General features: G+C 68.7%; 16 protein-coding genes. 8 read left to right on the top strand and 8 right to left on the bottom strand.

Features of this window, described 5'->3' with window-relative positions; translation table 11 throughout:
• Positions 1-51: 51 nt before the first annotated feature.
• The gene (locus tag PKE75_RS11710) at positions 52-735 is read right to left on the bottom strand and encodes an ABC transporter ATP-binding protein (protein WP_271168905.1); all 684 of its coding nucleotides are present in this window, start codon (positions 733-735) and stop codon (positions 52-54) included.
• Between PKE75_RS11710 and PKE75_RS11705 the strand changes: the two genes are divergently transcribed.
• The gene (locus PKE75_RS11705; protein WP_428979135.1) at positions 734-1,459 is read left to right on the top strand and encodes an arylesterase; all 726 of its coding nucleotides are present in this window, start codon (positions 734-736) and stop codon (positions 1,457-1,459) included. The genes PKE75_RS11710 and PKE75_RS11705 overlap by 2 nt on opposite strands.
• A gap of 141 nt (positions 1,460-1,600) precedes the next feature.
• Positions 1,601-2,134 (top strand): RNA 2',3'-cyclic phosphodiesterase, encoded by a 534-nt coding sequence (thpR, locus tag PKE75_RS11700; protein ID WP_271168904.1) that lies wholly within the window; start codon positions 1,601-1,603, stop codon positions 2,132-2,134.
• Positions 2,135-2,138: 4 nt separating this feature from the next.
• Here the strand turns inward: thpR and PKE75_RS11695 are convergent, their stop codons facing one another.
• Positions 2,139-2,870 carry a sulfotransferase family protein gene (locus PKE75_RS11695; protein ID WP_271168903.1) on the bottom strand — a complete coding sequence of 244 codons (732 nt, stop codon included), beginning with the start codon at positions 2,868-2,870 and terminating at the stop codon, positions 2,139-2,141.
• 120 nt (positions 2,871-2,990) lie between these two features.
• Between PKE75_RS11695 and leuD the strand changes: the two genes are divergently transcribed.
• Positions 2,991-3,596: a 3-isopropylmalate dehydratase small subunit gene (gene leuD / locus PKE75_RS11690; protein WP_271168902.1), complete on the top strand. Its 606-nt coding sequence runs from the start codon at positions 2,991-2,993 to the stop codon at positions 3,594-3,596.
• 13 nt (positions 3,597-3,609) lie between these two features.
• Here leuD and PKE75_RS11685 read toward each other — a convergent pair whose 3' ends face one another.
• From PKE75_RS11685 to acnA, 4 genes are all read right to left on the bottom strand, one after another.
• Positions 3,610-3,978, bottom strand: a complete 369-nt coding sequence (locus PKE75_RS11685; protein WP_271168901.1) for a DUF2794 domain-containing protein — start codon at positions 3,976-3,978, stop codon at positions 3,610-3,612.
• 60 nt (positions 3,979-4,038) lie between these two features.
• Complete coding sequence (locus PKE75_RS11680; RefSeq protein ID WP_428979134.1) at positions 4,039-5,046, bottom strand: alpha/beta fold hydrolase; 1,008 nt, start codon at positions 5,044-5,046, stop codon at positions 4,039-4,041.
• Complete coding sequence (locus tag PKE75_RS11675; RefSeq protein ID WP_271168900.1) at positions 5,043-5,828, bottom strand: DUF1223 domain-containing protein; 786 nt, start codon at positions 5,826-5,828, stop codon at positions 5,043-5,045. The genes PKE75_RS11680 and PKE75_RS11675 overlap by 4 nt, the downstream gene beginning before the upstream one ends.
• Before the next feature lie 97 nt (positions 5,829-5,925).
• A complete protein-coding gene (acnA, locus tag PKE75_RS11670) occupies positions 5,926-8,610 on the bottom strand; it encodes an aconitate hydratase AcnA (protein WP_271168899.1) in 2,685 nt (894 codons plus the stop codon).
• A gap of 183 nt (positions 8,611-8,793) precedes the next feature.
• Here acnA and ccmA point away from each other — a divergent pair, with 183 nt between their 5' ends.
• The 5 genes from ccmA to PKE75_RS11645 all read left to right on the top strand — a co-directional run bounded on the left by ccmA (position 8,794) and on the right by PKE75_RS11645 (position 11,664).
• Positions 8,794-9,396 (top strand): heme ABC exporter ATP-binding protein CcmA, encoded by a 603-nt coding sequence (gene ccmA / locus PKE75_RS11665; protein ID WP_271168898.1) that lies wholly within the window; start codon positions 8,794-8,796, stop codon positions 9,394-9,396.
• A 17-nt stretch (positions 9,397-9,413) separates the two neighbouring features.
• Positions 9,414-10,046 (top strand): heme exporter protein CcmB, encoded by a 633-nt coding sequence (gene ccmB / locus PKE75_RS11660; RefSeq protein ID WP_271169183.1) that lies wholly within the window; start codon positions 9,414-9,416, stop codon positions 10,044-10,046.
• A gap of 126 nt (positions 10,047-10,172) precedes the next feature.
• The gene (locus PKE75_RS11655) at positions 10,173-10,940 is read left to right on the top strand and encodes a heme ABC transporter permease (RefSeq protein WP_271168897.1); all 768 of its coding nucleotides are present in this window, start codon (positions 10,173-10,175) and stop codon (positions 10,938-10,940) included.
• Positions 10,937-11,095, top strand: coding sequence for a heme exporter protein CcmD (gene ccmD, locus PKE75_RS11650; protein WP_271168896.1), 159 nt, complete (start codon positions 10,937-10,939; stop codon positions 11,093-11,095). The genes PKE75_RS11655 and ccmD overlap by 4 nt, the downstream gene beginning before the upstream one ends.
• Positions 11,092-11,664: a DsbE family thiol:disulfide interchange protein gene (locus tag PKE75_RS11645; protein WP_271168895.1), complete on the top strand. Its 573-nt coding sequence runs from the start codon at positions 11,092-11,094 to the stop codon at positions 11,662-11,664. Before ccmD ends, PKE75_RS11645 begins: the two co-directional genes overlap by 4 nt.
• A 53-nt stretch (positions 11,665-11,717) precedes the next feature.
• Here PKE75_RS11645 and ribB read toward each other — a convergent pair whose 3' ends face one another.
• Together ribB and PKE75_RS11635 are read right to left on the bottom strand one after the other, a co-directional pair.
• Positions 11,718-12,830, bottom strand: coding sequence for a 3,4-dihydroxy-2-butanone-4-phosphate synthase (gene ribB / locus PKE75_RS11640; RefSeq protein WP_271168894.1), 1,113 nt, complete (start codon positions 12,828-12,830; stop codon positions 11,718-11,720).
• Positions 12,831-12,897: 67 nt separating this feature from the next.
• Entirely contained in the window at positions 12,898-15,351 is a 2,454-nt protein-coding gene (locus PKE75_RS11635; RefSeq protein ID WP_271168893.1) for a response regulator, read from the bottom strand.
• Positions 15,352-15,439 lie beyond the last annotated feature (88 nt).

The following is a 15,439-nucleotide window of genomic DNA, read 5'->3' as shown; positions in this document are numbered from 1 at the left end:
CAGCCATTGCGGATAAGAGAGGCCGCCGGCGAGGGGGCGTGCGCGAAGCCGTCACGCCGCAGCTTCCGTCGTGGTCTCGATGCGGCCCGACCGCAACCGGATGGTGCGGCCGCAACGGGCCGCCAGGCTGGGGTCGTGGGTCACGATCACCAGCGTGGCGCCTCGCTCAGCGCTCTTGGCGAACAGCAGATCGGCGATCTGCTTGCCCGTCGCCTCGTCGAGATTTCCGGTCGGCTCGTCGGCGACCAGGATTTCAGGCCGCGCGACCAGCGCGCGGGCGAGAGCGACGCGCTGCTGCTCGCCGCCGGAAAGCTCGGCCGGCCGATGCGACGCGCGGTCGGCGAGCCCCACCGCAGCGAGCTCCGCCCGCGCCCGCTCGAAAGCGTCGGGGGCGCCCGCAAGCTCGAGCGGCGTCGCGACGTTCTCGAGCGCCGTCATCGTCGGGATGAGATGGAAGGACTGGAACACCACTCCTATGTTCCTGCCGCGGAAGCGCGCCAGCCCATCCTCGTCGAGGCGGGTCAGATCCTGGTCGAGCGCGCGGACCGTGCCGGAATCCGGCCTTTCGAGGCCGGCGATCGTCATCAGGAGCGTGGACTTGCCCGAACCCGAGGGACCGACGAGGCCCACCGTCTCGCCCCGCTCGATAAGGAGGCTTACGCCCTTCAGGATATGGACGCGCGCGGCACCTTGCCCGAGCGCCAGATCGACGCCTTGGAGTTCCACCGCCGCCATGAAGGTCCAGATCTCTCACGCTGACGGCGAGGAGCGCCGCGTGGTCGGATATAGCGACGAAAGTCCAACGCGCCACCCGTCGCGGCGCGCCGCGCTGGCCGGCGGAGCCGTCGCTCTCGCAAGCGTGATGATCCGGCCGGGGCGGGCCGCCTCCGGTCCGATCAGGCTGGTGGCGTTCGGCGACAGCCTGACCGCGGGCTATGGGCTTCCGGCGCAGGACGGCTTTACGCCCAAGCTGCAGGCGGCGCTCCGCGCTGCGGGGCGCGACGTCGCAATCGCGAACGCCGGCGTCTCCGGCGACACCTCGACCGGCGGCGCGGACCGTCTCGACTGGTCCATCCCGGACGGGACCGAAGGCGTGATCGTCGAACTCGGCGCCAACGACATGCTGCGCGGCGTCGACCCCAAGGTCACCCGCGAGGCCATGACCCGCATCCTCGACCGGCTGGGCCAGCGCAAGATTCCGACGATGGTCGCGGGCATGAAGGCGTTGCGGAACCTCGGGCCGGACTACGCCGAGGCTTTCGAGGCGATCTACCCGGATCTCGCGTCCGAACGGGGACTGGTGCTCTATCCGTTCTTCCTCGACGGGGTCGCCGGCGACCGATCGCTCAACCAGCCCGACGGCGTTCACCCCAATCCGCGGGGAGTGGACGTGATCGTCGGACGCATGCTGCCGACGGTCGAGAGCTTCCTCGACCGGATCGAATCGAAGCGCGGCTGACCTGAGCGGCCCTCCATTTCGCATGGCGCGACGGCCGAACGCCGAACTTGCTGGGGAGATCGTCGGCGTCGCGCGCATCGCGCCTTGATGTTCGTAGCCCGCCGTTCTCTCGTGGACGTCGAGCTTCACGGGAGTGCTCGCGTGCCGCGGCTGTTCACCGCAATCGAAGTGCCCGACGAGGTCGGGTCCGCGCTCGGCGCCTATCGCGGAGGGCTCAGCGGGGCCCGCTGGATCGACGTCGAGAACTACCATGTGACGCTGCGCTTCCTCGGCGACATCGACGAGGAGACGGCGCAGGAGGCGGCCTATCTGCTCGGCAAGGTGAGGAAAGCGCCGTTCGACGTCGTGATCGACACGCTCGACGCGTTCGGCGGCGAACGGCCACGGGCGCTTTACGCCAGGATCGCGCCGTCGCCGGCCCTCATCGAACTGCAGGCCGAGCAGGAGCGTCTGATCCGCCGCGCCGGGCTCGCCGCCGAGCGTCGCAAGTTCACGCCTCACGTCACGCTCGCCAGATTGCGCGACAGTTCTTCGCGCGCCGTCGCCGAATATCTTGGCCTGCGGGGCGGCCCGGCGCGGCTGTCGTTCCGGGCGGAGCGCTTCGTGCTGTTCTCGTCGCGCGATTCGGTAGGCGGCGGTCCCTATGTCGTGGAGGCCGCCTATCCCCTGAGGTGAGCGCTCAGAGCGCGGCCTTACGGATCAGGCGCCGCACGACCCCGGTGCCCGCGAGAACCGGGCGCGGCGGCATGACGATGCCCTTGGCCGCCGTGACGCGGTCGATCATCAGCCGCGTCGCCTCTCCGTAAAGCTCGATGTCGGCGACGTTGAAGGAGTGAAGCCGCCCCAGTTCCCGGGGCGTGACCGGAACGCGCGCGTCGATCGCGTTGTAGCGCCGGGAGAGGTGGGGCGCCTCGTCACCGAACAGCAGCGCGAGCCCCAGCTCGAAGCGCTCGCTGACGCCGACGAAGGCAAGCTCATCCGGCGAGAAGCCCGAGAGATAGCGCGTCGCAATGTTCCGGATGGCCCGCTTCTTTGCGAAGGCGAGCAACGAGAGCTGGCCCGACTTGATCTCCTGATCGAACGCCCATTTCGTCGGGCGCTCCTTGATGAAGGAGTAATGCGACACGACCCTGTCGATCGGGTCGCGCACCCAGGTGATGACCTGGCGCGAGGGGTCGACGATCGCGGACTTCACCAGCGACAGCGGGTAATGGCCGTGCAGAACCTCGACGCCTGCATCCTCGAGCGCGGGGATGCGGGACGCGAGAGCGTTGCGTCGCACCCTGAGCAGCGGATGGGTGGCCGGATCGTTCGCCCCATAGAAGCAGGCGAGCTTTTCGCCGTACCGTTCCTTGAGCGCGTTGCGGAAGCTGGTGCCGGCGGTCTTCGGGATGTGGACGGAGAAGATCATGCTGGGAAGGCGCCTCAGGATGCGTGGGTCGCTTGGTCTCTATCGATGCGGAGGCAAGCGCGCCCGCGGCTTGACCCCAGTTTCCGGCAGGAGCATGACACCGGCGCTAGGAGAAAGAAGATGCAGAAGTTCAATACGCTGACCGGAGTAGCCGCCCCGCTGCCGATGATCAATATCGACACCGACATGATCATCCCGAAACAGTACCTGAAGACCATCAAGCGGACGGGTCTGGGCGCGGGACTGTTCTCCGAGCTTCGTTATAACGAGGACGGCAGCGAAAATCCGGATTTCGTGCTGAACAAGCCCGCCTACGCCAATGCGGAGATTCTTGTCGCCGGGGACAATTTCGGCTGCGGCTCTTCGCGCGAGCATGCGCCATGGGCGCTCCTCGACAAGGGCATCCGTTGCGTGATCTCGACCTCCTTCGCCGACATCTTCTACAACAACTGCTTCAAGAACGGCATACTGCCGATTGTCGTCTCGCCGGAAGACCACGCCAAACTGTTGGACGACGCAGAGCGCGGCTCGAACGCGCGGCTGACGATCGACCTCGAGGCGCAGTCGATCAGCGGGCCGGACGGCGGCACGGTGCATTTCGAGATCGACCCGTTCCGTAAGCGCTGCCTGCTCGAGGGGCTCGACGATATCGGCCTGACGATGCAGAGAGCCGACGAGATCAAGGGTTTCGAGACCAGGCTCGCGGCCGACCGCCCCTGGGCCTGAAGAGGCCGCAGCCTCAGGTCGTGACGAGGCGCAGCTTGCGGTCCAGCACGTCGAGCACGCGCGGCAGCTCGTGGCCGCGCTTGAGGATCAGTCCTGTCGTGGTGACGACCGCGTAGGCGCCTTGCCGGCGGGCGAGCCGCGGCGTCTTCTCGATGCGGTAGAGCGGCGCCTCGCTCGCCCGGCTGAACACCGAAAACACCGCCTGATCCTTGAGAAAATCGATCGCGTAGTCGCGCCATTCGCCTGCGGCGACCATGCGCCCGTAAAGCGCGAGGATCGCGCCGAGTTCGCGGCTGTCGAAGGAGACGTCCCCCCCGGTGGTCGCTTGCGCAGAGGCCTGCGCGTTCCGGGGCACCAGGCGTATGGGCTGCTCGTCGGTCATCCCGCCTCCAGCGTCGCTCCGGTCATGATCGCGGACGAGGGCGCAGGGCGCAAGCGGGGGTCACCGGTCGAGCGCCTTCAGCAGCGCGGCGTCGAAGGCTGCGGGATCCTCGACCTGCGGCGCATGGCCGAGGCCGGGAAACTCGACGAGCTTCGCGCCGGGGATCGCCGCCGCGGCGCGCCTGCCCAGCGCGGGATAATCGCCGAGCCGCTTGGCGATCTCCGCCGGAGCGCGGTTCGCGCCGGGCGCGGTCCGGTCGGTCTGGCCGATCATCAGGGTGGTCGGGACCTCGATCTTCGGGAATTCGTAGACCACCGGCTGCGTGTAGATCATCTCGGAGGTGCGCGCTCCGATCCAGGCGACCTGCTCGCGGCCCGAGCCGGTGTAGAGCCCGGCGTTCATCTCAGCCCAGCGATCGTATTCCGGCTTCCATCGTCCGTCGTAATAGAACTTCAGCTGGTAGGCGCGGACCGTGTCGTAGGTCGTCTTGAGTTCGCTCTGATAAAGCTGGTCGATCGTGGCGTAGGGCACGCCTTCGGCCTTCCAGTCCTCCAGCCCGAGCGGGTTCACCATCACGAGCTGTTCGGTCGCCGCCGGGTAGGTCAGCGCGTAGCGCGCGGCGAGCATGCCGCCCATCGAATGGCCGAGGATCGTGGCGCGCCCGACGCCAAGGCCCTCCAGCAGCGCATGCGTGTTCGCGGCGAGCTGCCCGAAGCTGAACTGGTAGCCCGCGGGCTTCGAGGATTTGCAGAAGCCGATCTGGTCGACGGCCACCACACGGTAGCCCGCCTTCGCCAGCGTCCCGATCACGCCTTCAAAGGTCGCCGCGCAGAAGTTCTTGCCGTGGAGCAGCACGACCGTCCGGCCATTCGGCTTCTCGGGCGCCACGTCGAGATAGGCCATCGAGAGCTGCTCGCCCTGCGAGGCGAAGGCGAAGCGCTTGACCTCGTAAGGGTAGTCGAAGCCCTCGAGTTCGGGACCATAGGACGGATGACCGGCCGCAGCCGCGGGCGAGGCTGCGAGCAGGCAGGCGGCGATGAGCGCCGTCGCGGCGCGGAGAAGGATCAAAACGGCTCGCGGGCGAGCTGAGCGGCCGTGGTCGCCGCGCCGAAGCGCGGCGGGTCGGCTTGCGCGGCGCCGAGGATCGGGCCCGGCTGTCCGCCGGTGCCGGACTGCACCAGGACCGCGACGCCGTCGTTCTCGGGCTGCAGCACCTCGTCGGCTGCGATCTCGAACTTGGCCGGCGCGCCGTCCCATGCGCCGAGGCGCGTCATGTGGCGGACGACATTCGCATAGGTCGCCATGCGGCCGGCGTTCTCGCCGCGGCCGATCTGAACGGTGCGCTCGCGCTCCAGCGCGAACACCCAGACCTCGGCGTGCGTCGTCTCGATCTTGCGGCGGAGCGCCGCAACCGAGACCTCGATGCGGCCGTCCTCGACGGAGACCGACACGGGCAGCGCCAGACCGCCCGCGCTCTCGGCGCGGGCGAGGGCGCCCAGCACCGCCGGTCCGTCGCCGCCGACCGTGGCTTCGCCGCCGTTCACCACGATCTGCGGGGTGTAGACCTTGCGATCGCCGCGGGCGCGCGAATAGGCCTGCTGACGGGCGGTGTTGCCGGGGCTCGCCAGCGTGTCCTTCCAGCCGAGATAATCCCAATAGTCGACCGGCAGCGTCAGCACGAGGGTGCGGCGGTCGTGGGACAACTCGTTCGCCAGCCTGTCGGCAGGCGGGCAGGACGAACAGCCCTGGCTGGTGAACAGCTCGACGACGCCGCGCGGAGGCGCCTCCTGCGCCGCCGCGGGGGCGGCGACTAGGGCGACGACTGCGGAAGCGAGGAAAGCGAGACGCATCAGAACAAGCTCGGGACTGCGGTGCCGGTATTGTGGGGAGGCGGCGCCCTAGGCGCCACTCACATCAGGGTGACGCCCAAGGACGTGATCGGCCGCCTCACGCCGCCAGGCTGCGCAGCACGTAGTGCAGGATGCCGCCGTTCTTGTAGTAATCGAGCTCGTCCAGCGTATCGATCCGGCAGAGCAGCGGCACGACCCGCTTGGAGCCGTCCGCGGAGACGATCTCGGCGTGCATCGTCATGCGGGGCCGCAATCCCTCGGCGATGCCGTGGATCGTGACGGTCTCGTCGCCCTTCAGCCCGAGCGTCTGCCAGGACGAGCCCTCCTCGAAGGTCAGCGGCACGATGCCCATCCCCACCAGGTTGGACCGATGGATACGCTCGAAGGACTGCGCAACCACGGCCCGTACGCCGAGCAGATTGGTGCCCTTGGCCGCCCAGTCGCGCGACGAGCCGGTGCCGTATTCTTTGCCGGCGAACACCACGAGCGGCACCCCCTCGGACTTGTAGAGCATCGCGGCGTCGTAGATCGGCATCTGCCGGCCGTCCGGATAGTGGATCGTGACGCCGCCTTCAACGCCCGGGACCATCTGGTTCTTGATGCGGATGTTGGCGAAGGTGCCGCGCATCATGACCTGGTGATTGCCGCGGCGCGTGCCGTACTGGTTAAAGTCCTGCGGGCGGACCTGATGGTCGCGCAGGTATTCGCCGGCCGGCGACGCCTGCTTGATCGAGCCCGCCGGCGAGATGTGGTCGGTGGTGATCGAGTCGAGGAACAGGCCAAGGATGCGTGCGCCGTCGATGTCCGTGATCGGCTCCGGCTCGCGGTGCATGCCCTCGAAATAGGGCGGGTTCTGAACGTAGGTCGACGAGTCCTCCCAGGCGTAGGTCTCGCCCTGGGGGACCGCGATCTTTTGCCAGTTCTCGTCGCCCTTGAAGACGTCGGCGTATTTCTCCTGGAACATCGCCTTCGTGACGTTCTCTCGGATGAACCGCTGGACCTCCATGTTCGAGGGCCAGATGTCCCTGAGGTAGACCGGCTGGCCGTCGGAGCCCGTCCCGAGCGGCTCGGTCACGAGGTCGATCTGCAGCGAGCCGGCGAGCGCGTAGGCGACGACCAGCGGCGGCGAGGCGAGGTAGTTCGCCTTCACGTCCGGGTTGACGCGGCCTTCGAAGTTGCGGTTTCCGGAAATGACGGCGCCGGCGACGAGATCATGCGCGTTGATCGCCTCCGAGATGTCCTCCGGCAGCGGGCCGGAATTGCCGATGCAGGTCGTGCAACCGAAGCCGACGAGATTGAAGCCGATCGCGTCGAGGTCCTTCTGCAGGTCGGCGGCGTTGAGATAGCCTTCCACGACCTGGCTGCCCGGCGCGAGCGAAGTCTTCACCCACGGCTTGGACTTCAGGCCCTTGGCGACCGCGTTGCGGGCGAGCAGGCCGGCCGCGATCAGCACGCTTGGGTTCGACGTATTGGTGCACGAGGTGATGGCGGCGATCGTCACGTCGCCATGGCCGAGGTCGAAGTCGGAATTCGCGACGGGCACGCGCTTCGACGCCTCGCCCGGCTTCTTGAACTCGCCCTCGAGCGCTGCGAGGAAGCCGGCCTTGGTCTCCTTCAGCAGCACCCGATCCTGCGGGCGCTTGGGGCCGGCGAGCGAGGGCTCGACGGTTGTGATGTCGAGCTCGAGCAGGTCGGTGAAGAGCGGATCGGGCGAGCCGGCCTCGCGCCACATCCCTTGCGCCTTGCAATAGGCCTCGACCAGCGCCAGCCGTTCCGGGTCGCGGCCGGTCTCGTCGAGATAGGCGAGCGTTTCGGCGTCGACGGGGAAGAAGCCGCAGGTCGCGCCGTATTCCGGGGCCATGTTGCCGATGGTCGCGCGGTCGGCAAGCGACAGGTGGTCGAGCCCGTCGCCGAAGAACTCGACGAATTTGCCGACCACGCCCTTCTTGCGCAGCATCTGGGTGACGGTGAGCACGAGGTCCGTCGCGGTGATGCCCTCGTTCAGCCTGCCCGTCAGCTTGAAGCCGATGACTTCGGGGATCAGCATCGACACCGGCTGGCCGAGCATCGCGGCCTCCGCCTCGATGCCGCCGACGCCCCATCCCAGCACGCCGAGGCCGTTCACCATCGTGGTGTGGCTGTCGGTGCCGACGCAGGTGTCGGGATAGGCGACGGTCTCGCCGTTCTCCTCCTTCGTCCAGACGGTCTGGGCGAGGTATTCGAGGTTCACCTGATGGCAGATGCCGGTGCCGGGCGGCACGACGCGGAAATTGTCGAAGGCCATCTGGCCCCATTTCAGGAAGCGGTAGCGCTCCTGGTTCTGCCGGTACTCCTCGTCGACGTTCTTGCCGAAGGCGGCGTTGTCGCCGAAGAAGTTGACGATCACGGAGTGGTCGATGACGAGGTCGACCGGCACAAGCGGGTTGATCCGCTTGGGGTCGCCGCCGAGGTGAACCATGGCGTCGCGCATCGCCGCGAGGTCGACGACGGCCGGCACGCCCGTGAAGTCCTGCATCAGCACGCGCGACGGGCGGTAGGCGATCTCGCGGCCCGCCTTGCCCCGGTCGTCGAGCCACTGCTTGATCGCGGTGATGTCGTCCGCCTTGACGGTGCGGCCGTCCTCGAAACGCAGCAGGTTTTCGAGCAGCACCTTCATCGAGAACGGCAGGCGCGACACGCCCTCCAGCCCGTTCGCCTCGGCGTCCGGGATGCTGTAGTAGCGATACGCCTTCGCCCCCACCGACAGGGTTTTCACAGAACGGAAGCTGTCGGGATGGGACAAGGGGACCTGCTCCTTGGAAGGGCTTGGCGGCGCGGCCGCGAAACCGATCCGCGCGTGCGCCGCACAAGATGACGCTGTCCTTATAGGGGAAACCGTGCCGTCGTTGAAGCCGCTTCAGACCAACATGCGCCTGATGAAAACGCGCATCCCTCGAAGCGTTCCAGCATCGGCGGAAGGCCCGCGGTGAGGCTCGTCGCAGAGGCCTTGAGCGTCGTGCGCGGCGGGCGGCCGGTGCTGGAGGGCGTGAGCTTTTCGGTCGGCGCCGGCGGCGCGTTGGCCATCGTCGGCCCGAATGGCGCCGGCAAGTCGACGCTGCTCCGCGCGATCGCCGGACTGCTCCCGCCCGCCTCCGGAAGCGTGCGGCTCGAAGGCGTCGATGACGAGATTCCTGCGCGCGAGAGCATGCACATGCTCGGCCACCTCGATGCGGTGAAGTCCGGCCTCAGCGTGATCCGCAACCTCGCCTTCGCCCGCGATGTGCTGGGCGGCGAGGGCGAACTGCTCCCGGCGCTCGAACGCGTCGGTCTCGCTCGCCTCGCGGACCTTCCGGGCGGCGTGCTTTCGGCCGGCCAGCGGCGCCGTCTGGCGCTTGCGCGCCTGCTTGCAGCGCCGCGGCCGATCTGGCTGCTGGACGAGCCGACAGCCGCTCTAGACGCCGGCGGCCAAGCAGCGCTTGCAGGCCTGGTCGCCGACCACCGGGCCAAAGGCGGCATGGTCGTCGCCGCGACCCACGCCGAGCTCGGCTTCAAGGACGGCGACACGCTCGATCTGGAGCCCAGGACGTGATCGGTCCGTTGCGCGCCATGCTGATGCGCGACCTCGCGCTCGCAAGCGGCGGAAGCGCCGGGCTTGGGCTGGTGTTCTTCCTGCTGGTGGTGACGCTCACCCCCTTCGCGGTCGGGCCCGACCTGGCGCTCCTCGCGCGCATCGGCCCGGCCATTCTCTGGCTGGGCGCGCTGCTCGCGACGCTGCTCGGCCTCGACCGGCTGCTGCAGGCCGACCATGAGGACGGCGGGCTCGACCTGATGTATCTCGCCTCCGCGCCGCTGGAGCTGATGGTCGGCGCCAAGATCCTCGCGCACTGGCTCACCACCTGCCTGCCGCTGGTCATCGCCGCGCCTCTGTTCGGTGCGATGCTCGACGTCGGACCCACGACCTCGCTGCGCGTCGCGCTCGCGCTGCTGATCGGAACGCCTGCGCTCGCTTGCCTTGGCGCGGTCGGGGCTGCGCTGACGGTCGGCCTCAGACGCGGCGGCCTGCTCGCGCCGGTGCTGATCCTGCCGCTTGCGATTCCGGTGCTTATCTTCGGCGTCGCCGCCTGCGACGCGACCCGCGACGACTTCGCGCCCCTCGGCGTACTCGGCGGCCTTGCGTTGGGTTACGCTGTTCTCGGGCCGGTCGCCGCCGCCGGCGCCCTCAAGCTGCTGCGGGACTGAGATGTGACGGGCGTGCGACCGATGGCGTGTTTCGCTTTTTCTGCGGACACTCTAGGTGTCGCTCTGACGAGAGGCGGCGGTCCGGCCGCCGCCGTCCAGAACGACGACCGAAACGTATAGGCGGCCATGGGCATTTTTTCTCCCATAACAGCGCTTGCGAACCCGGCGCGTTTCTCGGCGTTTTCGGCGCGCGCGCTTCCCTGGCTCTCGGGCGTGACGGCGCTGATGATGGCGCTCGGGCTCTATCTCGGCCTCGTCGTCGCCCCGGCCGACTACCAGCAGGGCGAGACCGTGCGCATCATGTTCCTGCATGTGCCTTCGGCCTGGCTCGGGATGATGGGCTATACGGTGATGGCGGCGGCGAGCCTCGGCGTGCTGATCTGGCGCCATCCGCTCGCCGACGTCGCGGCCAAGGCCGCGGCTCCGCTCGGGGCCGCCTTCACCTTCCTCGCGCTCGCCACCGGCTCGCTCTGGGGCAAGCCGATGTGGGGAACCTACTGGGTGTGGGACGCCCGGCTCACCTCGTTCCTCATCCTGTTCCTGATGTATCTCGGGCTGATGGCGCTGCGCTCGGCGATCGACGAGCCGTCGCGCGCGGCCAAGGCCTGCGCGATCCTGACCCTGGTCGGCTCGATCAACATTCCGATCATCAAATTCTCGGTCGAGTGGTGGAACACGCTGCACCAGCCCGCCTCGGTCCTGAAGATGGGCAAGCCCGCGATGGACCCCTCGATCCTAACGCCGCTGCTCGTCAACGCGCTCGCCTTCACGCTGCTGTTCGTGACGCTGCACCTCGCCGCCATGCGGACTGAGCTGGTCCGCCGCCGTCTGCGGACGCTCAGGATCACGACAGCCTCAGCTGCGCCCGCTTTCGCGCCGGAGCCCGCCGAATGAACGATCCCCATCTCGGCTTCATCGTCGCGTCCTACGCGATCGGCCTCGTCGTGGTGGCCGGCGCGATCGCCTGGACGGTGATCGACCACCGCATCCAGTCGCGCGCGCTGGCGGAGCTCGAGGCGCGCAGCGGCCGCAGACGGTCGCCGCGTTGAGCGGCCGGTTCGCCGGCCGGAAGCTGCTGCTCGTCCCGGTCGTCCTGTTCGCCGCTCTGGCCGCGCTGCTCTACGCCCGGCTCTACAGCGGCGACCCGGCCGCGCTGCCATCCGCGCTGATCGGCCGGCCCGCCCCGGACGTCGCGCTGCCGGCGCTCGAGGGCCTTCGCACGGACGCAGGTCCCGTGCCCGGCTTCTCCCGCGCCGACCTCGTGGCCGGCCACGTCACCGTCGTCAATGTCTTCGCATCGTGGTGCGCGCCCTGCCGCCAGGAGCATCCGCTGCTGATGAAGCTGAGGGACAGCGGCGTCGCGATGGTCGGGATCAACTACAAGGACGACGCCGAGAACGCCCGGCGCTTCCTCGGCGGACTCGGCAACCCGTTCGGCAAGGTCGGGGTCGATACCAGCGGCCGAGCGGGAGTTGAATGGGGAGTCTATGGCGTGCCGGAGACATTCGTGGTCTCGGGCGACGGCCGCATCGCCTATAAGTTCGTCGGGCCCCTGACGCCCGAGACGCTCGAGACAGTGCTCAAGCCGCAGATCGAGAAGGTGAAGGCCGCGAGATAGCGCGCTCGTTCTCTTCGCCCGCAAGGGAGGAGAGTCCGTTGGCGCCGGGCCAATTATTCGTCGACGATCTCGGTGCTCTGGATGGACACGCCGAAACCTGCGAGGCCGACGAACTGGCGTTCGTGGCCGGCGAGCAGCGAGATCTTGCGCGCGCCGAGGTCACGCAGAATCTGCGCGCCGACGCCGATCTCGCGCCAGCGGGCGCGGCGCTGCCGGGCCGACATGTGCTTTTCGCCCTCCGGATCGCTCGGATCGGTCAGGTCGGCTGCGTCGCGCAGCACGGCTGGATCGCGGATCAGCACGAACACGCCGCGCTGGTTCTCGTTGAAGCGGGCGAGCGCGTTGTCCAGCCAGCCCTTCGACGTCGCGGCGCCAAGCAGCAGGTCGGTCAGGAGATGCTCGCGGTGGATGCGGCACGGCACGGCGACCTCGCCGCCGACCTCGCCGACCGTGATCGCGAGGTGTTGGGTCTGCTCGAACGGCGTGTCGTAGATGGTGATGGTCGCGTCGCAGCCGCCGATGCGACGCTCGAAGCGGTCGATGCGGCGCACGAAGGTCTCGCGGCGCGAGCGGTGGTCGATCAGGTCCTCGATCGAGACGATCCTGAGCTTGTGCTGCCTGGCGAACTCGATCAATTCGGGCAGGCGCTTCACGGTGCCGTCGTCGTTGACGACCTCCGCGAGCACGCCGACTGCTGGAAGTCCGGCGAGCGCCGCAAGGTCGGTCGCGGCCTCGGTGTGGCCTGAGCGGGTCAGCACGCCGCCCTCGCGGGCGATCAGCGGGAAGACGTGGCCGGGTCGCAGGAAATCGCCGGCGATGGCGTTGTCGGAGGCGAGCGCGCGCGTGGTGTTGGCGCGCTCCTCGGCCGAGATGCCGGTGGTGAGGCCGATCTTGTAGTCGACCGAGACGGTGAAGGCCGTCCGCATCGGGTCGCGGTTGTTCGCGACCATAGGGGCGAGGTTCAGCGCGTCGGCGCGGTCGGCGGTCATCGGGGCGCAGATGATGCCGCTGGTGTGGCGGATCATGAAGGCCAGCGTCTCCTGCGTCGCTTTCGACGCAGCCATGATCAGGTCGCCTTCGTTCTCGCGGTCGGTGTCGTCGACGACGACGACGAGTTCCCCCGCGGCGATCGCGGCGATCGCCTCATCGATGCTGTCGAGTTCCATGAAATCCGCTCGGTACGCGCGGGACCGGCCCCGCCGGGGCGGAAATGCACCCGCGAGGTCACATGGGTCAAGCCGCGACAGGCGCGCAGGCGTCCAGCGTCCGGCGCAGGGTTTGGCTGTCGAACGGCTTGGTGACGACGAACACCGGCCCGCCCGCCGTGAGCAGCGGAGGAGCCTGGAAGTCGTTCCGGCCGGTCGAGAACACGATCGGAATGCCAGGCTTGCGCCCGCGGATCCATTCGGCGAGCGCTTCGCCGTCCATGTCGGGCAGGCCGAGATCCGTCAGCACGACGTCGATCGGCTCCGGTTGCTCGAGGGCCGCCTTGGCCCTCGCCGCGTTCGCCGCCTCGATGACCTCGTAGCCGAAGCTTGCGAGCAAGTCAGCGATGCCCATCGCGATCAACGGCTCGTCTTCGACGACGAGCACACGGGGCGGCCTGCCCGCCGCCGTCGCGCGCGGCCTGCCGTCCAGCAACTGGCGAAGCTTCAGCGCGAGCGCCTCCTTGCGGTAGGGTTTTTCGATCAGATGCACGTCAGGGTCGACCCGGCCATGATGGACGATCGCGTCCTCGGCGTAGCCGGACATGAACAGAACCTTGAGCTCAGGCCGCGCCAGCCGAGCCGAGAGCGCGAGATCCGGCGGCGTCGGCGTTCCCGGCATCACCACGTCGGAGAGCAGCAGGTCGAAAGGTTCGCCGCTGTCGAGCAATCGAGCCGCTTCCGTGGTGTCGGCCGCCGAGACGACGGCGTAGCCGAGCGTTGCGAGCAGATCGGCGACCGCGCTCCGGACCGCGTCGTCGTCTTCGACCACGAGTATGCGCTCGCCCCGCCCGCGGGTCTCCGCCAGCTGCGGAAGCTCGTCTTCCGCCGGGGCCGCGGCCGCCTCGCTGCGCGGCAGGCTGAGGCGGACGGTGGTGCCCTCGCCCGGCGCGCTTTCGATTGCGATGCCGCCGTTCGACTGCTCGATGAAACCCTGCACCTGCGGAAGGCCGAGCCCCGTGCCGCGGCCTTCCGGCTTCGTCGAGAAAAACGGTTCGAAGACGCGCGCCAGCACGGCGGGGGTCATGCCCGCGCCGCGATCGGAGACGGCGATCTCGATGACGTCGCCGGCGCCGCTCGCGACGTTGCGCACCGCGATCGCAAGCGCCCCGCCTTCCGGCATGGCGTCGCGCGCGTTGATCGCAAGGTTGAGCACGGCGTTTTCGAGCTGGGCGGGGTCGACCAGGGCGCACCAATCGCCCTCTTCGCGCTCGATCGTGACCTCGATCGTCTCTCCGAGCGTGCGGTCGAGCAGGTCGGTCATGGAGACAACGAGCGCGCCCACGTCGGTTGGCTTCGGCGCCAGCGGCTGACGGCGGGAGAAGGCGAGCAGCTGGCGGGTGAGCTTCGCGCCGCGCTCAGCGCCCGCCATCGCGTCGCGTAGCCGCTTTTCGATCGCCGGCGTCGCGGTGGTCCCGAGCTCGTGGCGAAGCAGGTCGAGATTGCCCTTCACGACCTGCAACAGGTTGTTGAAGTCGTGCGCGATGCCGCCGGTCAGTTGCCCGACCGCCTCCATCTTCTGGGCCTGTCGAAGCTGTTGTTCGGCTTCCCGCCGCTCGGTCAGGTCGCGCGCCGACCCGACGACGCGGATTCCGACGCCGTCCATGGCGGCTACCGGCGCCAGCGTCACCTCGAACACGCGGGAGGCGCCCCCGATCTCGGCCGTCTCCTCGTAGCGAAGCGGCGCGCCGGACGAGACGCATTCTGCGATCTTCTCGCAAAGCGTCCGCGCCATGTCGGTCGGGATGAAGTCACCGAGCTTAAGGCCCTGCACCCGCTCGCGCCGGACCTCGAGAGCTGCCTCCAGGACGCGGTTCAGGGTCTCGGCGACGATCTGCCCGCGGGGCGAGACGGAGACCACGAACACGCCGTCCGGCGTGTTGTCGATATAGGCGGCGTAGAGCGCATCGACGTCGCGCCGGGCCGACGCCTCGTCGCGCCGGCCGGCCGCCTCGGCGGCGACGCGCTGGTTCGCCCGGTCGAGATCTGCGGTGCGCTGGGCCACCAGGCGTTCGAGCTCGACGCCGTGCCGCGCAACGTCGTCGATATCGGTCGCGACCCCGAACCAGCGCTCGACGGCGCCGCTTGCGTCGCGCCGCGGCCAAGCCTGGCCGAGGAACCAGCGCCAGGTGCGCCCGCGTCCGCGAAGCCGGTATTCCATCGCGAAGGGCTCGCCGGTCGCGATGGAACGGTTCCAGCGGGCGAGAGTCTCCGGGAGGTCGTCCGGATGGATATAGGCCATCCAGGCGTCGCCCGCGGCCTCTTCAGGCGCCATGCCCGTATAGGCGCGCCACCGCGCGTTGAAATAGTCGGGCGCGCCGTCGGAGCGGGCCGACCACACGATCTGTGGGGAGGCTTCGCTCAGCGCCTCCAGCCAGCTCCCGCTTTCAGCGAGCTGGCTGCGGAGATCAGCCTCGCCGTCCCCGTGCGCCCGCGCCGCGTCGTCTCCGGGTCGCGTGATCGCAGGGCTCGCGCTGCTCATACTCGTTTTCCGTAAGCCGGCCGCACGCCGACGGACCGCTTGGAAAACTCAAGGCGACCCGCCGACGAAGGACCGGAACGCTAGCATG

Source organism: Hansschlegelia plantiphila (assembly GCF_027922265.1).
Taxonomy (GTDB): Bacteria; Pseudomonadota; Alphaproteobacteria; order Rhizobiales; family Methylopilaceae; genus Methylopila; species Methylopila plantiphila.
Note: the sequence above shows the minus strand (reverse complement) of the source record. Positions and strands in the feature narration are given on the sequence as shown.

What these genes read in the sequence shown, in the direction of transcription:
- leuD (WP_271168902.1), top strand. Translation starts at nt 2,991, where the DNA reads ATGCAGAAGTTCAATACGCTGACCGGAGTAGCCGCCCCGCTGCCGATG.
- PKE75_RS11705 (WP_428979135.1), top strand. Translation starts at nt 734, where the DNA reads ATGAAGGTCCAGATCTCTCACGCTGACGGCGAGGAGCGCCGCGTGGTC.
- PKE75_RS11695 (WP_271168903.1), bottom strand. Translation starts at nt 2,870, where the DNA reads ATGATCTTCTCCGTCCACATCCCGAAGACCGCCGGCACCAGCTTCCGC.
- ccmB (WP_271169183.1), top strand. Translation starts at nt 9,414, where the DNA reads ATGCTGATGCGCGACCTCGCGCTCGCAAGCGGCGGAAGCGCCGGGCTT.
- PKE75_RS11655 (WP_271168897.1), top strand. Translation starts at nt 10,173, where the DNA reads ATGGGCATTTTTTCTCCCATAACAGCGCTTGCGAACCCGGCGCGTTTC.
- ribB (WP_271168894.1), bottom strand. Translation starts at nt 12,830, where the DNA reads ATGGAACTCGACAGCATCGATGAGGCGATCGCCGCGATCGCCGCGGGG.
- PKE75_RS11685 (WP_271168901.1), bottom strand. Translation starts at nt 3,978, where the DNA reads ATGACCGACGAGCAGCCCATACGCCTGGTGCCCCGGAACGCGCAGGCC.
- ccmD (WP_271168896.1), top strand. Translation starts at nt 10,937, where the DNA reads ATGAACGATCCCCATCTCGGCTTCATCGTCGCGTCCTACGCGATCGGC.
- PKE75_RS11635 (WP_271168893.1), bottom strand. Translation starts at nt 15,351, where the DNA reads ATGAGCAGCGCGAGCCCTGCGATCACGCGACCCGGAGACGACGCGGCG.
- PKE75_RS11675 (WP_271168900.1), bottom strand. Translation starts at nt 5,828, where the DNA reads ATGCGTCTCGCTTTCCTCGCTTCCGCAGTCGTCGCCCTAGTCGCCGCC.
- PKE75_RS11710 (WP_271168905.1), bottom strand. Translation starts at nt 735, where the DNA reads ATGGCGGCGGTGGAACTCCAAGGCGTCGATCTGGCGCTCGGGCAAGGT.